Raw genomic sequence first — 20121 nt, forward strand, 5'->3', positions numbered from 1 at the left:
GAACAACCAGACCCTCTCTAAATAATAAAAAGTGACCCGCAAGAATGACACTCTGACAAAGTGATCTGCCCTGCGGGTCTTTTGTGTGTGGACTTGCCGGCTGGAGAAGTCGTGCTTATCCGGGTACACCAGTAAAAAAGAGATGACTCCTGGACAAATCCAGAAGTCATCTCTTACAAGTACAATAATCTTTTATACCGAAAATTTGGCTATACTATCCTGCAGTTCTTGGGCCAGCTCGGAGAGGAGTCTGGAAGCAGCCGCTATCTCTTCCACGCTGGCTAATTGTTCCTGAGCAGAAGCCGAGACGTCGTGCGCCCCCTCTGATGATAATGCGGTCATCTGGTTAATCTGCTCAAAGGCAATGACCAATTCGTGTGTTTCGTGAGACATCCCTTGGGAAGAATCCGATACACTCTTGATCTGTTCGTTGATCTCTTGTATGGAAGCTTCAATTTCCGTAAAGGATTGCCCTGCGGTACGGACAGCATGTATCCCCAGCTCAACTTCCTTCTCTCCCTGTACGACCATTTCAATGGTCTGGCTGGTCTCCAATTGAATCGAACGAATAACATCCGATACCCGCTTCCCGGATTCAGCCGTCTTCTCAGCAAGCTTGCGCACTTCACTGGCCACCACAGCAAAACCCCGTCCATGCTCACCTGCTCTCGCCGCTTCAATTGCTGCGTTCAGGGACAACAGATTGGTCTGGTTGGCAATATCCGTAATAATCGCAATGATATCTCCGATTTCTTTGGAGCTTTCGCCCAAAGCACTTACCACCTTCGAGACATCACCCACGTTCGCCGATACAGCTGACATTTGCCGGATGGCTGTTTCAACCGCCTGAATCCCTTCCGATACCAAGCTGGAAGCCATATCCACCGATTCTTTGACATGGACGGAGCGCTCGGCGATTTGTGCAGCCTCTCCATCCATCTTCTGAACGAGCGCAACGCTGGCTTCAATACTATTCACCTGTGTCTGAGTACCTTCAGCCACCCGCTCCGTAATCATCGCTACATGCTCTGTCGCCTGACCGGTCTGCTCGGCACTGGCAGTCAGCTCCTCGGAAGAAGCCGCCACCTGTTCTGCATTCGAACCGACTTCCTGAATCAGCACACGCAGATGATTAGCCATATTGTTGAAGGCCACTGACAATTGACCAATCTCATCTTTATTTTTGATATCAACCGATGTATTCCGCAAATCGCCATCCGCAATCTGGACCGCCATCTTCTGAAGTTTGAGGATTGGATTCGATATCATTCTGCTGATCAGAATAGAGGCAATCGCCCCCAGCACCAGGGCTGCACCCGTCAGGGCAAGCACCAGCAGCTTAATCCGGGATACTTCATCAAACGTATTATTAGCTTCGACGGTAAGATCATCCACCTGAAGCTGAACCAGCCGTTCTGCAGTGCTGCTGAATTTATTCAGTACAGGACCCTGTGATTCAAGTATTTTCAAATACGTCTCCGGATCATTCTGCTTCTTACTGTCTATGACCTTCATTGCGGTAATACTATAGCGTTCCTGCAAGAGATCAAGACCGGCAAGAATTTGCTTGTCTTCGCGATCGTTGATTAACAGCTTCAACTTTTCCAGAATGGTAACAAAGCTTGTACGAGCCTCGTTAAACACAGTGATGTTATTCTCGTCCCCGTTGACCAGATAGCTGTTCAGACTGGATTTCTCCGACTCTACATCAATCCTTAAATCTTTGAGCAGCTGAACGGATTGGGATTTATTCGTAAGCAGATGAGTATAGGATCTGTTCACCTTCGAGAGGTAGGCATAACTGCTGACAGATACAACGAGCAAGAGAATTAGGACCAATCCAAAGCCGCTGTAGAGCTTTTTTCTTATCGTAAATGTGCCTAGTAGTCTGCTCATTTCTCTGACTCCTCCTTGGTTCCCTGCAGGGTGCTGTTAGCCTGTATCCGATATTGCTTAGCCCCGTCTTCGGGAGTGGTGGTGCCTTCAATAACGTGACTCAATATTAACTGAATCGCATTTTTCAAAACCCCAGCATTTCCGGGTGAAGGAGGATCGATCGGCGTGGAATGGGTCTTCAGATAATCAAGCAGTTCGTACTGCTGTTTGCCCACTTCATCTGCTTTGGCGGATAGACCTGCAGAGATCGCTTTAGATACCGGGACTCCGCGTTCCCCCTTAAGAATATTATTGGCCTCTACATTATTCACAAAGAAATCAATGAATTTGACGGCTTCCTCCGGATATTTCGAATAGGAAGAGGCCATTAAGAACATGGAAGGTTTGATGAATCTGCCTTCTGCCTCCTTGGATATTTGCGGAAAAGGCAACAGGTGGATTGCATGTCCGGCAATTTTGCTAAGTGCACTGGTATTGTTGCTGAACGCAAAGTAAAATGCCGACTTGCCGGTAATTAAAGGATGATTCTCATCAATCGGCCAATCCTTCAATGAATCCTTGCTCAGCAAGCCTTCGTCCACCCATTTTTTATAGAGGGCAAAATAATCAGCCAGTATCTTATCGTCATCATATCCAAGCCCGCTTCCGTCAGCATTATACATCTTAACCCCGCGGCTTCTCAGATAGAAATTGACATTAAACATGTTGCCTAAAGGATAGAAGTCGGGTGTCGTGATTTCTTCTTTCAGCTGCACAAGCGTTGCATGAAGATCATCAATCGTGTAGTCCTTCGTTGGGACTGTAATCCCGGCTTCCTGGAAGAACTCGGGGTCGTACAGCACTGCTTCTGAATTCATTCCTATATTAATGGCATACAGTTGTTTATCCTTCATCCCTGGAGCCAGTGTGTCCGGTAAAATATCCGATGTGGACAGAACTTTCTGCTTGATGTAAGGATTAAGCGGCTCTATCAAACCCCGGTTAATATAGTTGAAAATAAATTCATAATCTCCCTGAATGATATCTGCCGTGTTCTGGTCAGCTGTTTCCATAGCTAATTGAGTAGCTACCTCATCATTGACCGAATAATCCTCTGTAATGATTTTGACATTTGGATGACTCTTCATGTACAGATCAATGACCTTGAGGGTATCTTCTTTGCGCTGCTGCTTCCCCCACCATATGAATTTCAAAGTCACTTTCTGGTCTGCTGTTTTCACTTCGGTGTCTTTTGCAGAACCCGTGCAGCCCGTTAGTGCAGATAGTACTAAAAGACTAGTCAACACCCATAATAACCCTCGAAATTTCTTTTTTTTCAAAAAAACCTGCCCCTTTTTGTCGAAATTTGTTTAAAATTTAGATTTTTTGTAGATTTTTATCTGTGTATTTTATATATCGGATAAGCCATCCTGTTAATGAATAAGTTTCGAGTGAGTAGTTCAAAAGTTCTAGTCTGGATTGTTGTAATTACTTTGCTGGTCCTCTCCATAAAAAAGACTGCTCCCAGGCGCTGATGTGATTCAGCTTGGAGAGCAGTTTTATAACAAAATAGGCTTTATCTTTGATGACTTACGCTTGTTTTTTCTCAGTTAAATAGTACAAGAAAGCCAGTACCGGAAGCATCAGTCCGATCAAAGTGGTAAGCCCCCAGCCGCCATAGGCATAGGACCAGCTTCCGAGAGAGGAGCCAATAGCTCCGCCAATGAAGAAAATTGCCATAAATAGTCCGTTCAAGCGTCCTCTGGCTTCACTGCCAAGAGAATATATTGCACGCTGCCCAAGCACTAGATTTCCCGATACTCCCATATCCAATATAATCGCCCCAGCCACCAGCAGTCCCAGCGTCACTTTGGAATCACTCTGAAATAGATAAGCGAGTAAAAAGGCTGCGGCCGCCAGTCCAAACGCAAGACCTGTGAGCGGCCGGGTCCACCCCCGATCAGCCCATCTCCCGGCAATAGGAGCGGCTACCGCTCCGGCTACACCGGCTAGAGCAAAGAGAGCAATCCCCTGCTGGGACAGATGATAGGTATCGGCCAGACGCAGTGAAACAGTTGTCCAGAAGAGACTGAAGGCTCCGAAAAGACTGGCCTGATACATAGCGCGGCGCCGCAAGACTGGAGTGCTTTTTAGCAGGGTCCCGAGGGAACGGATCAGTCCGCCGTAGTTCATTGCAGGCACAGGCTGGCGCTCTGGAAGAACACGAGATAACAGAATCGTTAGTAGAGCGATCACTACAGCAGATATAGCAAAGATCGCATGCCAGCCCCAGAGGCCGGAGATGAAGCTGGCCAGCGGACGGGCAAACATAATTCCCAGCAGCAGCCCGCTCATCACATTTCCCACTACCCGGCCGCGATGTTCATCACTCGCCAGATAGGAAGCATACGGTACCAGAATTTGCGCAGCTACTGAACCAAGTCCAATCAATAGAGAGGCACCCAGAAACAACGGTGCATTCGGAGCGAAGGTAGCTGCTACGAGAGCAACCACCACAACAGACAGTGAGATCGCTGTGAGGCGGCGATTTTCAATAATATCACTAAGGGGCACAACGAACAGCAGGCCAATCACATAGCCGATCTGGGTCAGTGTCACAATAAGGCCCGCTGCTCCTGAAGAGAGATGGGTAGCTTCGCTGATCGGTCCAACCAGCGTTTGAGCATAATACAGATTGGCTACAATCAGGCCACAGGCTGCCGCTAATAGAAAAGTAATCCAGCCTGGGACCGCATTCCTTTCCTGTCCTTCTTGTGCATGTGTCGCACTCATCCCTCGATTTGCCTGCTTTACCTGGTTCATGTGAATACCACCCTTCATTTAAATACTGAACGAATCGTTCATTAATTATGATTTTATAATATACTGAACGTACAGTTTTGTAAATAGACAATTTAAATTTAACCTATAAAGTATTTCCATACGATTTACCCCCCGTCAGGCTGGATTACTGCATGGATGTTTTTGTATAATGAACGTATAGTTTCTCAAGTGAACCGGAGTAAGGCTCAGGGTATATTGAAATAGGAGGATTGGATTATGGATAAAAAAAGAGGACGTCCGCGCAACAACGAAGCTGAAGCTTCCATTCTTGCCGCATCCTATGATCTGCTGCTGGAGACGGGATTTGGCGCGGTAACTGTTGAGAAAATTGCGGAGCGGGCAAAAGTCAGCAAAGCGACGATCTATAAATGGTGGCCGAATAAAGCAGCCGTGGTTATTGACGGGTATCTGTCTGCCGCTTCTGCCAGGCTGCCCGTGCCGGACACGGGTTCCATACAAGAGGATATTAGAATTCATGCGACGAATCTGGCTGTTTTTCTGTGCAGCCGTGAAGGCAAAGTCATTACCGAGCTCATAGGGGAAGGACAATCGGATGCGGGCCTGGCTGAGGCGTACCGGACGAGATTCTTTGCACCACGCCGCCAGGAAGCCAGAGACCTGCTGGAGCGTGGAATAGCCAGAGGTGAACTTAGAAAGGATATAGATGTGAATTGCAGTATTGATCTTATGTATGGTCCGATATTCTACCGCCTGTTGATCACAGGAGATACACTAAATGGGGAGTATATAGAAAAGCTGTTGGCCTTAGCTTTCGAAGGAATTCTCGCGTAACGATTCTTCCTTTGTATATTTATTAATCAATTCATCCAGCTTCATGGATTGTCTGATCACTTTCGGATCCAGCAGCCCATAGACGGTTTCGATCTCATTCAGCTTCCTGCGCTCCGTTTCGATACGCTTCTGAAGGACTTCGAGCTTCTTCATATACAAAACCTCCTTAAGGTATTTTAGAGGTTTATGTGAAATTATAGGATATAAGGGAAATTGCAGCAGTGAATGAAAAACCACCGGAATGCAAGGTTATACTTTCCGGCGGTTTTTGCTGTGCTATGGATTTGAAGCAGGACGGTTCATTAGTGCAGCCTATTCCCTACTGTGAGCTTTGCCCCAGCCTGATGCCCAGCTTCTTAAGATATGGGTTCAGCTCTTCGATCAACCGTGCTTGGCTGCTTAGTTCATCCTTAGTGAACCGTTCCGGATGAGTGCTGCCATCCGGGTCCGTTACTTTGGCATCCAGAGCCTTCCATTCGGCGATTAATTGCTGGAACTCGGCAAGCTCCTCACCGCTGAAGGTCTGCTTCGCCTTGGCAAGCTGCTGTTCCAAGAATGTACCGAAATCCAGCTGTTCTACTGATTGTCGGGGTGCTCCGGTGTTCTCCAATTTGCTGTAATAGGGTTCAAGTTCTGCCACCAGCTTGTTAAACCGGTCCTGATCCGCAGCGCTCAGCTTTTCGGGATGAAGCTTCCCGGCAGCATCAGCTATTTGCAGATTGAGGCCGCCGATCTCATGCAGTAATGAAGTCATTGCTCTAAAGTCTTCTTCACTGAGGTTCTGCTTCGCCTGCTGAAGCTTGGCTTCAATCCGGTCATACTGCTCCAGGGTGCCCCCCATTTGAATAAAATGGTCCTGCGAGCCGTACATAGAATCAGCCAAATAACTGTATCCAGCATAGACTCCGGTCGGAATAATCAGTGATGCCGCTATTATCGTAGCTATTAGCCATTTTTTCATGCGTCTTCCCCCTTGTCCGGGTGAAATCCCGTTCAGGATCTTCCCCTTCAGTTCCGGTGGAGCGCTCCAGCCTTCGGTTTCTGCTTGCAGCGTCCGCCGCAGGTTCTCTTCAAGACTCATGCATATCCTCCACCTTCCCTATCCTAATGGTGTCAGCCTTTTGTTTCCGGCGCAGCTTCTGCAGTGCAGCATGAATACGGGATTTGACAGTTCCCAGCGGAATACCGAGAATGACGGCGGCCTCTTCCTGGGAATATTCCTGCAAGTAGTGCAGAACAATGACCTGCCTCAGCTTGTATGGGAGACTGTTGACCTTATCCATCAGCATCCGGCTGGACAGCCTGTCTATGACTTCACCAGTAAAATCAGCATCCAGGACTTGGCTAGTGTGCTCCGCTTTCCTGGTGATCCGGAGCTGTCTCCAGCCTTTTCTCCGGTAAGCTTGAACCTGCCGCATCACCAGTCCTATCAGCCAAGGCCTAAACGCCCGTGCCCCATCATACTGCTTCAGCGAGCGGTGCAGCTCGAGATAGATATCCTGCACCACATCATCCGCATCGGAAGGCTCGGAAATGAGGAAACGCACGATCCGGTAGACTTCACGAACAGTCGCTTCATACAATTCCCCATAAGCTTCACGGCTGCCGGCCAGCGTGCGCGCAATGAGCTGCGAGTATTCGGTTTGATCTTCCATCTGCCTTTCCCTCCTTCAGGCTTACACTATGTATTGGAATAAATCGCTCAGATCGTTCGATTTATTTTGGGAGGCTTGGAGGGAGCCCTTTCTGCTGGAATAAATACTGGACTACTGTACCGGAGAGGCCCCATACCAGGGCTCCTCCGGATGCTACAATAATTCCTTGGGTCCTCGTCATGTGAATCAAATCCCCTTTTTGTCCAGAGTGACAAATATTAGGATTCATTATACGGGACCGCAACTGTTCCGTACCGGGATATATGTCATACGACAGGGCAGCTAATTCCCCATCAGCTTCACTTCGTATAACGTTGGGGTATACCAATTATTCGGATTATTCCATAGTACGGCTTTCACCAGATTAATCCGCACATATCTTGCGCTGAAATTGACTGCATCCGTTGTAAAGCCATACGTTGTATTGCTGGTGCGGTCTATCGTCGTCCAGTTGCTTCCGTTCGTGCTGTATTGAATGGTGTACTGATGATAAGCTTCCGAACCGTTGTACAGGAACCAGGAAATATCCACCTCCTGGACAGTTTTGACCGAACCCAGATCGACCTGCCACCAGGACGGCCAGGTTACACCGCTTGCCTTCCATTCTGTTGCATAATTGCCGTCAGCCACTCTGGAAGCATCAAAGCCGGTGGCCGATGAACTGGCAGTGGTGCTTTTACCAGCAGCTAGATTCGTCCATGACGGAAGAGTAACGGCCCCCGTTACAGCATCTATTCCCCAACTGCTCTGCCATTCGAGCGATGCCGTTCCGGTCGTTCCATCCAAAGTTAGCGGCAGCCAAATGTATCTGGAATCTCCAAGCTGGCTGGATTTCCAGCGGTTCCCCATATAGATATACGTTGTCGCTGAGGTTCCTTGAACCGGCAATATATAATTGGACTGTGAGTAAAAGGCCGAGGTGTTGCCGAGGTTCTGCAACGCTGACCAGGGTCCGCTCATGGAGCTGGCTGTCATATATTTGGCCTGGTTAGGATACCAGCCGGAGGCTCCCGAGGTAATGAGGAAATACTTGCCGCCCTGCTTGGCGACTGCCGGTGCTTCCCGGTGTCCGCTTGGTGCAATCCAGCCGAGAAAGTCCGACACATTAAGATAGTCGTCCGTCAGCTTGAAGGAGGCCAGTGAATCGTTAGCCCCGCCGCCAGAATTAGATGCGCTGATCAGATAGGCGCTCCCGTCATCATCCTTGAATACCGTCATATCTCTGGACTCATATCCCAGGGGCCTGAAGCTGCCCAAGTAAGTGTAGTTCCCCCATACCGTATCACTGGTGGCAACAGCAACACGGCCAAGCGAGTAATCGGTACCGTTCTCATAATGCATCCACATCACGTATTTGTGTGTAGCTTCATTATAGATGACCTTGGGACGTTCAACCTTGCTGCTAGCCAGCTCTGTGCTGGAGGTTGGCTTCAACGGATAGCTTACCCACTTCCAGTTCTTCAGATCGGTTGAAGAATAGCAGACTACATTGCGAAATGAAGCTGAATTATGCAGCTTATCCTCACCAATCCAGTAATAAGTAGCGCCTACTTGGATTACCGAACCGCCGTGGGCTTGAATCGTGCCTCCAGTCGTGTCATACCACACGGGTCCGTTATTGATTGTAACTGCTGCTGCAGCAACAGACCCCGGCTGTCCTGTCAGCAAGTACAATAACACAACCATGCAACCCCCAATTATCCATTGCTTCCAATTAAATTCCTTGCCAGTTTTTCGCCCTATACTCAACATACAATCCCTCCTCTTATCAGATGGAAAGCGCATTCATAAATCGTTTAGAGCATAAAACAAAGGCAAGTATAAGCCCAGTGTACTTTTCTCACTTTAGTGAAGGATCTATACCACCATTTATGCACTTTATAAATATATTTGAACAAAAAACAGGAACATCCATAAATGGAACCTCTTTTCGTTCTCCTGTATGTCTTAATGGGTTCGGCAGCCAACAGGTCTATAAATTGATGCATACTCTGCACCTCCACCCGATCATCCCTACTGGCGGCGCTAACTTCATCTCTGCTCTAAAGCAATTCATTGAAATCTGCCGCAGCTTTCCGCCTGAACTGTAGCCGGGACTTCCTACTCTGCCCAAACGTAACAGCCCTGACTTCTTATTGTTAACAGATCGTGTCCTCCGGGCGGATGATTTACAGTATAATTGAACAGATTGGAACTTTTAGTCTCTGGAGGTTATTCTGTGAAAAAAATACTGACTGCTTCTGCACTCACTCTGCTCATTGCCGGATGTGCGGCAGCTCCAACTATAGATTCAATATCCGCCGCTGCACCACTTACGCTGTCCGTGGATGGCCAGCCTGTTCTGCCCATGCTTCATCCTTTTCATTCCGGAGAGCTCCTCTATGTGCCGGCAAGAGCGCTCCTGGAATATTATCCGGTTGAATTAAAATGGGATAATATCCACAAAAAGCTCACGCTTACCGATAACAGCTCCAATACGGTTCTTTCACCTGGCAGTTCAGCCATGCAGGTTCGATATACGCAGACGGACGGAGGTTATGAAGAGAGGCTGGAGGGGCCTGTCATTCTAAGGGATGGGCACGTGTATTTTTCTGCCGATATGATATCCCTGTTAACTGGTGCCGAGCTCGCAGCCTCTGGTGACACAGTAATCATAACCTCTGGAGATGTCAGTACATCCGTGCGGGTTCCCGCTGAGCCTCTGGCAGTGGCAGTTGGAAGCTCCGGCAAGGTCAAGCTGTATGCGGCCCGGAAGGATGGCAGTACCTATAAAGGATTCATCCTCGAAGTGAACGGCAGGAAGCACAGCTTCGAGTGGGAAGCCCCCAGACAATTGTCATATTCTCCGGAGCTTTACTATGCCGATGTGGATAGCGACGGCAAGCCGGAAGCTACAGTGGTATTCAACCTTGGAACAGGCACTGGAATTTCTACGGAGGAGGTTCATGTGGTCAAACCGGAAGATTGGAAGGAGCTTGCACTACCAGCAGCGGAAAAAGCAGCCTCTGCAGGGCTCTCCTCCAAGATCTCGCTCGACAACGGCGATGTTGTGGTTCACCTGGAGCTGGCTGGCTCTGCTCCATCGAAGGTTACCTTAAGGCTTCCCGGCCGCGCCGGGGATGGCGGTCTGGAGCATTTTGGCACACAGGCAGGCATCGGGGCAGTTACTCATTATCAGGTGGTAGATGACAAGCTGAAGGCAGAGACCAGCGTAAATGCTGGAATTGAGGAAAGTATGGGGACATTGATGCTGGACTACAAAGCAGGCAATGGAGGATTAATGCTGGACTCGATCAAGTTTGAACCTTACGATACCACTAAGCAATACGTGATAAAGGAGCAGTCCGACCATGATTGATGCTCATATTCATCTGGAGCAATATACAGATTCAGAGCTGGAACCTATGCTGCGCGGACTTGCAGGGCATGACCTCCATTCGCTGGTTGCGGTCTCGATGAATCTGGACTCCTGCATCCGCACACAGGACATTGCGCTGCGTTATCCCGGCCGGGTGAAACCGGCTTATGGCTTTCATCCCGAGCAGCCGGTTCCGGCGGAAAAAGAGCTTGCCGCGCTGATGAAATGGATTGGTCAGCACGCAGAAGAAATGGTGGCTGTAGGCGAGATCGGGCTTCCCTACTATTCAAGAGCCGAGGCGCTTGAGCGTGGTGAAACATTCGAAATGGAGCCCTATCTTCGGGTTCTGGATGAGCTGCTTGCTCTGGCTGCCCGGCTGGACAAGCCAGTGGTGCTGCATGCTGTATATGAGGATGCCTTAACTGTCTGCGACCTGCTGGAGAAGCATGGCATCACCAGAGCTCATTTTCATTGGTTCAAAGGCCCGGAGGAGGCGGTGCGTCGGATGGTTGAACGCGGCTATCATATCTCCTTCACACCGGATATTGTATATGAAACGGAGATTCAGGAGCTCGCCCGCCGTTATCCGCCGGGGCTGGTCATGGCTGAGACCGACGGGCCATGGGCATTCGAAGGCCCTTTTGCCGGACAATCTACCCATCCGGCGATGGTTCATCATGTTGCGGATGCCTGGGCAGCGCTACATGGATATTCTGCCGTTCAGGCGAAGGCGATGCTGACCGCCAACACGGCGCGATTTTATCAGCTGTAGCCTGGGCTACTGAATCCCCTGCCGCTTCACGTTACCACCAGACCATCCAATCAGCTTCTTATCAGCCGCGCTTGATCGCCAGACGGTAGCCAAGATTCATGACAAAATTATAAACGGGATGTGTTCTCGATACCCGCATCCGGCGGATGAATGATGGCAGTGAATAGAAGCGACGCCGGAAATCGAGATATCCCTCATACAATTGCTCAGAAGTCATGCCCAGAGGACGAAAGACCACATCAGTCTTGCCGTTATATAGACTCCAATTCTCATTCAGTAGACGCTGCTCCCGCTTCATTTGGGCATATACCGGTGTCTGGGGCAGCGGTGTCAGCAGGCTGACCGTCACACCATCAATCCCAAGTGCCTCGCAGCCATCCAGCGTCTGCCGGAAGGAATCTGTCGTGTCCTCATCGAACCCGAACACAATGCCGGCCTGAATCATAATGTTATGCCTGTGCAGCTTGGCGATAATCTCCTGGTAGGCCCCCACCCGGTTCATCCCTTTATTGACACCGCGCAGCGCGGCTGTCGAGAAGGATTCCAGGCCCACGAACAGGTATAGACAGCCTGCGGCACTGGCTTTGGCCAGCAGCTCATCGTTACTGCAATCCGCCAGAGTTACCTGTGCCGCCCATTTTTTACGCAATGGTCTTAGCTGCTCCATCACTTCCATGGCATGGGCTTTATCTGCGAAAAAGTTGTCATCCCAGAACACAAAAAAACGTGACTTCATCAGGGAAATTTCATGAATCACTTCACTGACCGGACGGGTACGGAAACGGTTATGGTAGATTTGCTTCAAGTTGCAGTAAGAGCAGTTGTAGGGACACCCGCGGGTGGAGAATACGGCCCCTTTCATCAGTGAGTTTCTATGTAACAAATCCCACCGGGGCAATGGCAGATTCGTCAGCTCCGGAATATCCACCGAACGGTACACGATCCGATAATTCCCCTGGTAAAAGTCCTCCAGCAGCAGGGGCCAAGTGGCCTCTGCCTCTCCAATGACAAGGATATCACAATGCTCCGATACCTCCTCTGGCAGCAGTGTGGCATGGGGGCCCCCCATCACTACCTTCGCGCCTCCATCCTGGAATCTCTCCGCCATCCTGTAGCAATGCCCGCTGTTTGGTGTATTTACCGTGATCGCTACCAGATCAAACCTCTCCCCGTAGGGAACTTGCTGCTGATATTCATCCACAAGTGTGATTTCGTATTTTGTTTCATCTATGAATCCGGCCAAATAAGGCATTGTAATCTGTACGAAGTTATTGAACTGCTTTCTCCGGAATTGATTAATTTTCTGGTTCTCCGGCTGGACCAGCAGAATGCTTTTTCTCATGGGACACCTGCCTGCTTCATAAATTTATGGGGGAGAAATGGGATATGCTGCGCTTCTACCTTTTTACACATTCGCCCATACGTTCCCATTTCCTCCATAAAAGAAAAAAGCCTCTTCAAGCTTGTCCTGAGGCCAGAGTTGTCGGCCAGAGTAATCGGCCAAAGAGGATACCACCCAGCCCAAGAAGGACTTGAATGATGCCAAAACTCACGAAGATGCGGCCAGGCCCGGTAATCTGGACCAGCAGTCCTCCCAGCACCGGGGCGGAAATCATCACGAAACCAAGTACGGTGCTTAAGATACCAAAGATCCTGCCGGTCATGTGGGGCGGGGTCTCTTTTTGCAGGCAATAATTGAAGGTCACGAAAAAGGTCCCATTCCCGATACCCAGGATGAATCCGAGCAGCAGCACCCACACTACAGAAGCGCCGGACTGAAGCAGACCAAGCCCCCCCACTGAGCCACCGATCAGCACATAGCCCATCCCCAGTCTGAGGCCATAGCCCGTTCCCGGATTCAGCTTATTGAGCAGAATAATGATACATACCGCACCCGCCCCGGAGGCTGCAACCATCCAGCCCAGCAACGATTCATTCACCGGTGAGATTACCCGGAACAGGCTGGTGAACTGAAAATCAATGATCTGGATCGCCAGGGATCCCACAAGTCCAAATAACATCGTATGCAGCAGCAGGCGGCTGCGCAGCATGAAGCTCCAGCCCTCTGTCCACATCATGCGTATAGGCACCCGTTCCTCCTGAGTCTGTGCCGCGGGGAGTTCACCTTCCGTATGGATGTTTTTGACGGAGAGCAGCAGCAGGTAAGAGCCCACACGAAATGCAGCGTTCAGTAAGATACACCACTGCGGGCTAAGGAGGGTTAGAGCTACGCCGCCCAGCAGAGGACCGGCGATCTTGGAGCCCTGGTTCACGATACCGTTCAGCGAGGTGGCTTGAAGCAGTTGATCTTCCTTGACAATACTTCGGGTCATGCTCTGCTGGGCCGGAACATTCAGCGTGGAGATCGCCGAACGCAGCGCAAGCAGCGGCAGAAGCCACAGCATGTTGGGTGCGAACAGCACCAGTACGGTCAGAATCGCAGTTAACAGATCGCATAGGCGCATCAGCTTCAACTTGTCGTGCCTGTCGGCTGCGGCCCCGGCTACAGATCCGAGTAAAAGGTTCGGGAGCGCCATGGCGACTGGAATCAGCGCGAGCATCAGCGGAGTGACCTGCCAACGGTAGCCGACGAGCACCTGAATAGCCAGTGTATCGAACCAGTCACCAAATGTTGCTGTGGCGAAGGCGCTGTACACGCGCATGTATACTTTGTTGTGCAGCAGGCTGTGTCCCTGCTTCATGGAAGCTTCCATCAGTCATTCCTCCAGGTTACATGTAGATTCATGGAACAGTTTCGTTCAATGATCTAACGGTAACAGGGAAATGTCAGAGAATGATCAGAGGGATTCCAGCAACTGCTGCATTAGTTCCTCCAAAGGCTGCTCCAGCCGCTTCACCCCGGATTGCTCCAGCTCCAGCGCAAAGATATTTTCATATTTATACTGCAACGCTTGCTCAGGCGGAAACATCCGGCAGAAATGCACAATCTGATACAACGCATATAGCCGCAAGGGAAGGAACCCTGTCAGCTCCTGTACCTGCAATCCCTCATCCAGCAGCTTTTCTGCCTCACGCCACCGCTTCTGGCGGACATACCAGAGTCCCTTTACCACTTTATAGCTTCCGATCTCCCGCAGAAAAGGCTTTTCCTGCAGAATCCATCCAATATCTTCTTCCATCTTAATAAGCTCATCGTCCCCGGTCCCTGCCACCAAGTTCACTAACCATTCCGTAATCTTGATGACGGGGATGAAGTTCTCATAATGGAGCTCCGCAATCACCTGATGTGATCGCTTCAACCTTTCCAGTGCTCTCTCCGGTTGTCCCGCAAAGGTGTATAAATCCAGAATCGTAAGAATCTCCAATTCTATTTGGTGGGATGGATGCAGAAGCTTATGCTCAATCACCTGCTCGCAGTAAGCCAGCCTCTCCTTGGGATCACCGGAGAGAAAGTAGAATACACACAGATAAAAAAGCCGATTCCTGAGCGGAACCTCATCCGTATACAGCAGCCAATCCAGATCTCCCTGTACAAAATGAATGACCATCCAATATTCCGGGTCCAACTCGTAGCCCAGAATGTCCTTCTGACGCGCCAAAGTGAGCATGGATTTACCTTGACCATATACATGAAATTTGGAGAACACATCGCGCATGGTATCGCGCAGTTCCGAATCCTTCGTTGTTGGATGGATCATTACACCGGCAGGAGATCCCGGCAGGGTCAGACTGTACCCAAAGCCACGGACGGTGCGAATACCCACGCCGTTCAGGACGGCCAGCTTTTTGCGCAGGCGATAGATATGGTCATCCACTGTGCGTTCTACCGGATACTCCAGCGGCCATACATGATCCAGCAACTGCTCCCGGCTGAACGTACGCTCCCGGTTGCGGTACAGAAATTGCAGAAGAGCGAATTCCTTGGGCAGCAGTGTGATCGTTATCCCGCCTGCTGTAACCGTGAACTCGCTCCCGTCTAATTCAAGATGCATAGCCGAACCTCTTTTCCAAGGATAAGTCCATGGAAGTATTATAGCTTATCCGGCCATATTGTTAATCGAATCCTGTTCGGAAAATACAGAGATATGATCCACCTTACCCGAAGCTTCTGGAATGATGAACTTGAGATCATAGCGCTTGCCTGCCTGATAAATGTAGATTTTATCACTGCCGTTGACCGTGGTGCGATCCGGTGTGCCGAGCACCGCTTCAATCTGCTTCAGCGTCAGCTTCTGCAGATCGGCAGCACTGGAGCGGACATCAAAGATCTTGCTGCCCTTGTTAAAGCCGAATACCACGTGCTTCTTACTGTACGTTGCATAGATGCCTTTGCCCGCCGACTCCTTCGTATCCGGCTCACCCCAGGCTGCTTCCACCTCGTCAATTAATGCGGTGTGTGCGGCATATTCCACACCCGGCACTTTGCCTTGCTGTGCCAGCTGTAAAAGCTCTGCGAGCAGCTTGTTACTGTCCTGTGTTACGGAAGTTTGTGGTACGGAGGTCGCGGCGGCGCCTCCGCCTGCAGCACTTGGCGAAGCGGCGGACGGTGCTGCAGGCGGTTCTGTGGAAGGGGAAGGCGCAGACGGGCTGCTTGCTTCCGGTTGTAAGGTTGCCGCAGCTTCCGCTGTAGGAGCCGCTTCCTGGGAGTCGTTCCCCGCGTTATTATTGGAAGAGCTGCAAGCGCTAAGCCCCAGCATAGCAGCAAGTATTAGAATTCCGGCTGTCGATTTGAATGAAGTTGTCATGATTTGTTTCATCTCCTTGGGTCGTCTGTTCTCTAGAGCATTCTGTTAATCCAGACGGGTGACAATAAGTAAAAGTTGCAGCAGAGATATTAGCCGGATCAGCGAAAAAAGCGTCCCCGTCTGCTCAGCAGACGGGGACGCGCAAGGTGATTTTATCTAGATCAGATTGGACTTCTGCAAAGCGTATTGCCTGTTGGGACTATAGGCTTCACGCTTATTACCACTGGTGTTGCCGTCCGTTGACTAGTCTGCTTCACTTCAAACTATCCATCGCTTCCTTATCAACCACATACGTTCCCGCCATCAGATCATGTACGGCCCGGTTACTCTTCAAGAATGCGACGCATAGACAGTCTATGATAATCACAAAACCCAAAAATGCATTCATACCAATCACAAGCGGGAGCCATTCCCCTCCATAATTGAAAAACGACAGGTTGTCATACGCACTCAAGCTCATAATAACTGCCAGCAATGAGTTCAGTATATATATACTATACCGGATCAATGCCTGCTTCACAGAGGGCAGCTGTCCGTTCGCATTAATAATTCTGACCTTCAGAAGCAGCTTTCCGGGTGTCCCGCCATACTTGACTACCATAAAAATATTAAATGCGCCAAGCAGCACAAACTGGATAAATAACGGTATCGCCGAATGATAATGCTCTGTCGCCCAGACGAAAAACTTGTTGATTAAGTAGGCTGGAAGAAGCAGCACCAGAACATCCACTATGCTGATCAGTACTCTTTTCCAAAACCCTACAAATTCACTCGCAACCAACTGATTTTCAACACTTCGCTCCATCTTCGCCTCCAGAGTTAAGAACTGTACGCAGCCAAAATATCCTTCCCTACCTGCTTCGCTTCTTCCAGCGTGCTCGCCGGACCTGCAATATTCCCCTCTCCGTTCTTAAGGTTATAACGCTTATCCAGATCGGTCAGCGTAATCCAGAACCGGTCCAGCTTCTTCGATGCAGATATCACCCCGGTTATACGTGTAGAGTGATCAGCATCCAATGCCGTCATAACCCCAAGATAATAGCCTCCACTATCCTTCAGTTTTATTTTATAGATCAGGTCCTGATCTACAGTGAGTGTTCCGTTAAACGTACTTTTGGAGAACAGCAAGACACCCCGGACAACCTGGCCTTTAAAGTGGAGAGTTGTGCTTTTTATGATTCCGGATTCATTCGTGTAGATAATACTCCCGTATTCCCGCTCCGCATGCTGCGGCCGCATCCAAAGATAGAGCAGTACAAGTACAATTAGGGTCAGTCCAATTCTTAGCCATACTTTTTTATTCATCGTTCCTCCCATGGTGTTCTTCTAGTCTATTGCTTCTGCACTGTAAACGTGAACGTCCACGTGGCTGTGTTGCCGGAATAGCGTCCCCGGTTTTCAACGACGGTCACCTTGATGGCTTTGCTGATTGTTTTGGTTATAGCCGAAGCTTTGACAGAAGCGGTCGCCGTGGCGGAGTCCGGAATTTTGTCCTGCTCTTCCGCATATGCCTTCAGTTGAACACTTTCTGTAGACTTCAGGTCCAGAACCACGGACGAGCCCTCTCGGATCTCTTTATCGTTAATAGATGCCTCGGTATACCACTCATTACCCACATGATTGTTATCGGTCAGTTTTGCACTGACCAGGGTTACCTTCACCTTGATGTTTTTGGATGCCGCCGAAGTGGATTGTACCGGTACGGCCATACTGAACAGGAGTAGCAACAGTACCATGGTTCTGATTCCCTTAATGCGCATTTGAGAGTGCCTCCCTCATATTTTAACTGTATGAATTATACATTTCGCCAAAATGGGCCATGATCCTTCACCTCATCTGTAATTTTTTGGTTTTTTCGTTATTTCGGTACCGCCAGTTGTAAAAGGTTAGCTATTCCCGCTCACGGATCGTTCGCTGCAGCTGCACGATTTCGGCCATCAGCTCACGGTCTTCTTCCACCGTCCCTTTGGCTTCGCTGTGCATCAGTTGGTTCAGCCGCAGCTTTAGCAGCTGCAGTTCTCCTTCCCGTGATTGCTCTTCCGGAGTAAGCACCCGGCTCCGATCCTTGGCCGCATATTCCTCATAGGTACCCGTGAACAACCGGGGTTCTCCTCCACGCTCCAGTACAAGCATCCGGTTGGCCACTTTAGCATGCAAATACCGGTCATGCGAGACGATAACGAGCCCGCCGGGATAAGAAGCCAGCGCTTCTTCCACTCGCTCCCGGGTATCGATATCCAAATAGTTAGTCGGCTCATCCAGCACGAGCAGATTGGCACGGCCAAAATACAGGCGCAGAAAGACCACACGGCATTTCTCACCAAGGCTTAAATCTCCGATCTGCTTATACACATCCTCCCGCGGGAACAAGAAACAGCCCAGAATCGTCCGCGCCTCCGTCTGCGTCATACCGGGAAGCTCCAGCAAGCTATCCAGGATGGTTGATGACAGAGGCAGATCATCCAGCTCCTGGGCAAAATAACCCACCCGCGTGCGGGGATGCATGCGTACTTCTCCACCGTCAGGCTCCAGCAGACCTGCGATCAGCTTCAGCAGCGTGGACTTGCCGGCACCGTTGGGTCCAAGCACAGCAAGACGGTCCCCGCGCCGCAAAGTCAGATTGAAGTTCTCCATCAGTGCAGGGGTTTCCCCATATGCATAACGGACACCGTTCATCTCAAGCAGCGAATCTCCCCGGAAAACCTCCCCTTCCAGCTTCATCTTCAGCTGGGATGCAGCCTGCGGGAGTTCCACCCTGTTCTGTTCCAGTCGCTTCAGACTCGACTCCTTGGCATGGAGGCGGGAGACATTCTTTTTGGCTTGGGCGCGCCGGAAATCGTTCTGACCGGCAGCAAGGTGGGCCTGCTGGAACCACCGCGCGTAACGGCGGATGCTCTCCAGCAGCTTTTCCTTCTCCACCTCCTGCTTTCTGTACTGCACCATAAGCGTCCGCGACTCTATCTCCTTCTGCTCCCGGTACTGTGTATAGGCTCCCGGATATCGCCGGCAGCCCTGTGGGGTCAGCTCCAGCACTGCCGTAGCCGTCCGGTCAATGAATCTCCGGTCATGGGAAACGTAAAATACCGTCCCCGGATAATTCCGCACCCATTCTTCCAGCCAGATCATTGTTTCCTCATCCAGATGGTTCGTCGGCTCATCCAGTATGAGCAGCTTCGGTTGACGGGCCAGCAGCGCAGCTAGCTGAACTCTGGTCTTCTGACCCCCGCTTAGCTGGCGGTAAGGCAGCTTCCATACCTCCGGATTCAGCATTAGCTGGCTAAGGCATTGCTCCGCTTTGGCCTCCCAGCCATATCCATCCAATTGGAGGTAGCGTTCATATACTTCCCCGTATTCAGCTACCAGCGCTTCATCGTTACCGCCTGTCGCATGGAGCATATGCCCCAGCCGCTCTAGTCTGCGCTTAAGGTCATCTACCTCAGGGGAGCCGGACAGCACATATTCCAGCGCACTGATATCAGACCGGATCTCCAGCTGTTGGTCCAGTACGCCCCGTTCCTCCGGCGGCAGACCGTGAAAGACGCTGCCTTCCTCGAAGGCATAACGTCCGAGTATCCCCTGCAGCAGTGTCGTCTTGCCGATTCCATTGCGTCCAAAGAGCAGCACGCGTTCTCCCTCGGCAATTTCAAAAGAAACATTCGTGAACAGGGAAGTACCGTTCCATTCTTTGCGTATATTTTTAACCTTGATTATGGTCATATCCATTCCTCCGCTTCGATGAAAATACAAAAAAACCGCAGCCAGCGGCCTGCGGCAGAGCATGTATGAAGGAGGGAGGATGCCATGGAACAGCCAATAGACTAGGCACCCTCTTCAATCGTTAGGTGAGTCATCCATTTAGCTAAGTCCATCATAGCAAGCATCGTAAGGTCCCCGATCGACACACGTATCCCCTAACCGTACACCCCAAGCAGAAACATCTGCGCCGTCCTAACATAGAGACGGTACGGCTTCAGCTTATATATCAAAGGGTGTCCCGTGGCTTGTGCATAAGCACATCCCTAGTTAATGGTCTTATGAGAAGGAAACGTGTTAGTTATTCATCGCTTCGGTGAACCTCCGTAATTGTCCGAAATGGAATATCACTTATAGCATATGCAT

At 50.2% G+C, this 20121-nt stretch carries 18 protein-coding genes; 3 read left to right on the top strand and 15 right to left on the bottom strand.

Features of this window, described 5'->3' with window-relative positions; genetic code table 11:
* Positions 1-192: 192 nt before the first annotated feature.
* The 3 genes from AC0MA3_RS10645 to AC0MA3_RS10655 all read right to left on the bottom strand — a co-directional run bounded on the left by AC0MA3_RS10645 (position 193) and on the right by AC0MA3_RS10655 (position 4668).
* Positions 193-1896: a methyl-accepting chemotaxis protein gene (locus tag AC0MA3_RS10645; RefSeq protein WP_379154877.1), complete on the bottom strand. Its 1704-nt coding sequence runs from the start codon at positions 1894-1896 to the stop codon at positions 193-195.
* Positions 1893-3215 (bottom strand): ABC transporter substrate-binding protein, encoded by a 1323-nt coding sequence (locus tag AC0MA3_RS10650; RefSeq protein WP_474656138.1) that lies wholly within the window; start codon positions 3213-3215, stop codon positions 1893-1895. Before AC0MA3_RS10650 ends, AC0MA3_RS10645 begins: the two co-directional genes overlap by 4 nt.
* A 250-nt stretch (positions 3216-3465) precedes the next feature.
* Positions 3466-4668, bottom strand: a complete 1203-nt coding sequence (locus AC0MA3_RS10655) for an MFS transporter (RefSeq protein ID WP_379155861.1) — start codon at positions 4666-4668, stop codon at positions 3466-3468.
* Positions 4669-4935: 267 nt separating this feature from the next.
* Between AC0MA3_RS10655 and AC0MA3_RS10660 the strand changes: the two genes are divergently transcribed.
* Positions 4936-5511 carry a TetR/AcrR family transcriptional regulator gene (locus AC0MA3_RS10660; RefSeq protein ID WP_474656139.1) on the top strand — a complete coding sequence of 192 codons (576 nt, stop codon included), beginning with the start codon at positions 4936-4938 and terminating at the stop codon, positions 5509-5511.
* Here the strand turns inward: AC0MA3_RS10660 and AC0MA3_RS10665 are convergent.
* From AC0MA3_RS10665 to AC0MA3_RS10680, 4 genes are all read right to left on the bottom strand, one after another.
* Positions 5485-5664, bottom strand: a complete 180-nt coding sequence (locus AC0MA3_RS10665; RefSeq protein ID WP_379154868.1) for an aspartyl-phosphate phosphatase Spo0E family protein — start codon at positions 5662-5664, stop codon at positions 5485-5487. The two genes, AC0MA3_RS10660 and AC0MA3_RS10665, sit on opposite strands and share 27 nt — an antisense overlap.
* Before the next feature lie 166 nt (positions 5665-5830).
* Positions 5831-6592, bottom strand: coding sequence for a DUF3600 domain-containing protein (locus tag AC0MA3_RS10670; RefSeq protein WP_379154865.1), 762 nt, complete (start codon positions 6590-6592; stop codon positions 5831-5833).
* Positions 6582-7166, bottom strand: coding sequence for a sigma-70 family RNA polymerase sigma factor (locus AC0MA3_RS10675; RefSeq protein WP_379154862.1), 585 nt, complete (start codon positions 7164-7166; stop codon positions 6582-6584). Before AC0MA3_RS10675 ends, AC0MA3_RS10670 begins: the two co-directional genes overlap by 11 nt.
* Positions 7167-7448: 282 nt before the next feature.
* Entirely contained in the window at positions 7449-8852 is a 1404-nt protein-coding gene (locus tag AC0MA3_RS10680) for a family 43 glycosylhydrolase (protein WP_474656140.1), read from the bottom strand.
* 532 nt (positions 8853-9384) lie between these two features.
* Between AC0MA3_RS10680 and AC0MA3_RS10685 the strand changes: the two genes are divergently transcribed.
* Positions 9385-10524, top strand: a complete 1140-nt coding sequence (locus AC0MA3_RS10685) for a stalk domain-containing protein (protein ID WP_474656141.1) — start codon at positions 9385-9387, stop codon at positions 10522-10524.
* Entirely contained in the window at positions 10517-11296 is a 780-nt protein-coding gene (locus AC0MA3_RS10690; RefSeq protein ID WP_474656142.1) for a TatD family hydrolase, read from the top strand. The genes AC0MA3_RS10685 and AC0MA3_RS10690 overlap by 8 nt, the downstream gene beginning before the upstream one ends.
* Before the next feature lie 61 nt (positions 11297-11357).
* Here the strand turns inward: AC0MA3_RS10690 and AC0MA3_RS10695 are convergent, their stop codons facing one another.
* The 8 genes from AC0MA3_RS10695 to abc-f all read right to left on the bottom strand — a co-directional run bounded on the left by AC0MA3_RS10695 (position 11358) and on the right by abc-f (position 19719).
* Positions 11358-12638: a B12-binding domain-containing radical SAM protein gene (locus AC0MA3_RS10695; RefSeq protein WP_474656143.1), complete on the bottom strand. Its 1281-nt coding sequence runs from the start codon at positions 12636-12638 to the stop codon at positions 11358-11360.
* A 115-nt stretch (positions 12639-12753) separates the two neighbouring features.
* Positions 12754-14010 (bottom strand): MFS transporter, encoded by a 1257-nt coding sequence (locus AC0MA3_RS10700; protein WP_474656144.1) that lies wholly within the window; start codon positions 14008-14010, stop codon positions 12754-12756.
* 84 nt (positions 14011-14094) lie between these two features.
* A complete protein-coding gene (locus tag AC0MA3_RS10705; protein WP_474656145.1) occupies positions 14095-15249 on the bottom strand; it encodes a winged helix-turn-helix domain-containing protein in 1155 nt (384 codons plus the stop codon).
* Positions 15250-15294: 45 nt separating this feature from the next.
* A complete protein-coding gene (locus tag AC0MA3_RS10710) occupies positions 15295-16002 on the bottom strand; it encodes a YjgB family protein (protein WP_474656146.1) in 708 nt (235 codons plus the stop codon).
* Positions 16003-16255: 253 nt separating this feature from the next.
* The gene (locus AC0MA3_RS10715; RefSeq protein ID WP_474656147.1) at positions 16256-16807 is read right to left on the bottom strand and encodes an RDD family protein; all 552 of its coding nucleotides are present in this window, start codon (positions 16805-16807) and stop codon (positions 16256-16258) included.
* 14 nt (positions 16808-16821) lie between these two features.
* Positions 16822-17307: a hypothetical protein gene (locus tag AC0MA3_RS10720; protein WP_474656148.1), complete on the bottom strand. Its 486-nt coding sequence runs from the start codon at positions 17305-17307 to the stop codon at positions 16822-16824.
* Between the two features lie 26 nt (positions 17308-17333).
* A complete protein-coding gene (locus AC0MA3_RS10725) occupies positions 17334-17762 on the bottom strand; it encodes a hypothetical protein (RefSeq protein ID WP_474656149.1) in 429 nt (142 codons plus the stop codon).
* A gap of 130 nt (positions 17763-17892) precedes the next feature.
* A complete protein-coding gene (abc-f, locus tag AC0MA3_RS10730; RefSeq protein ID WP_474656150.1) occupies positions 17893-19719 on the bottom strand; it encodes a ribosomal protection-like ABC-F family protein in 1827 nt (608 codons plus the stop codon).
* Positions 19720-20121 lie beyond the last annotated feature (402 nt).

Source organism: Paenibacillus sp. LS-5 (genome assembly GCF_056121505.1).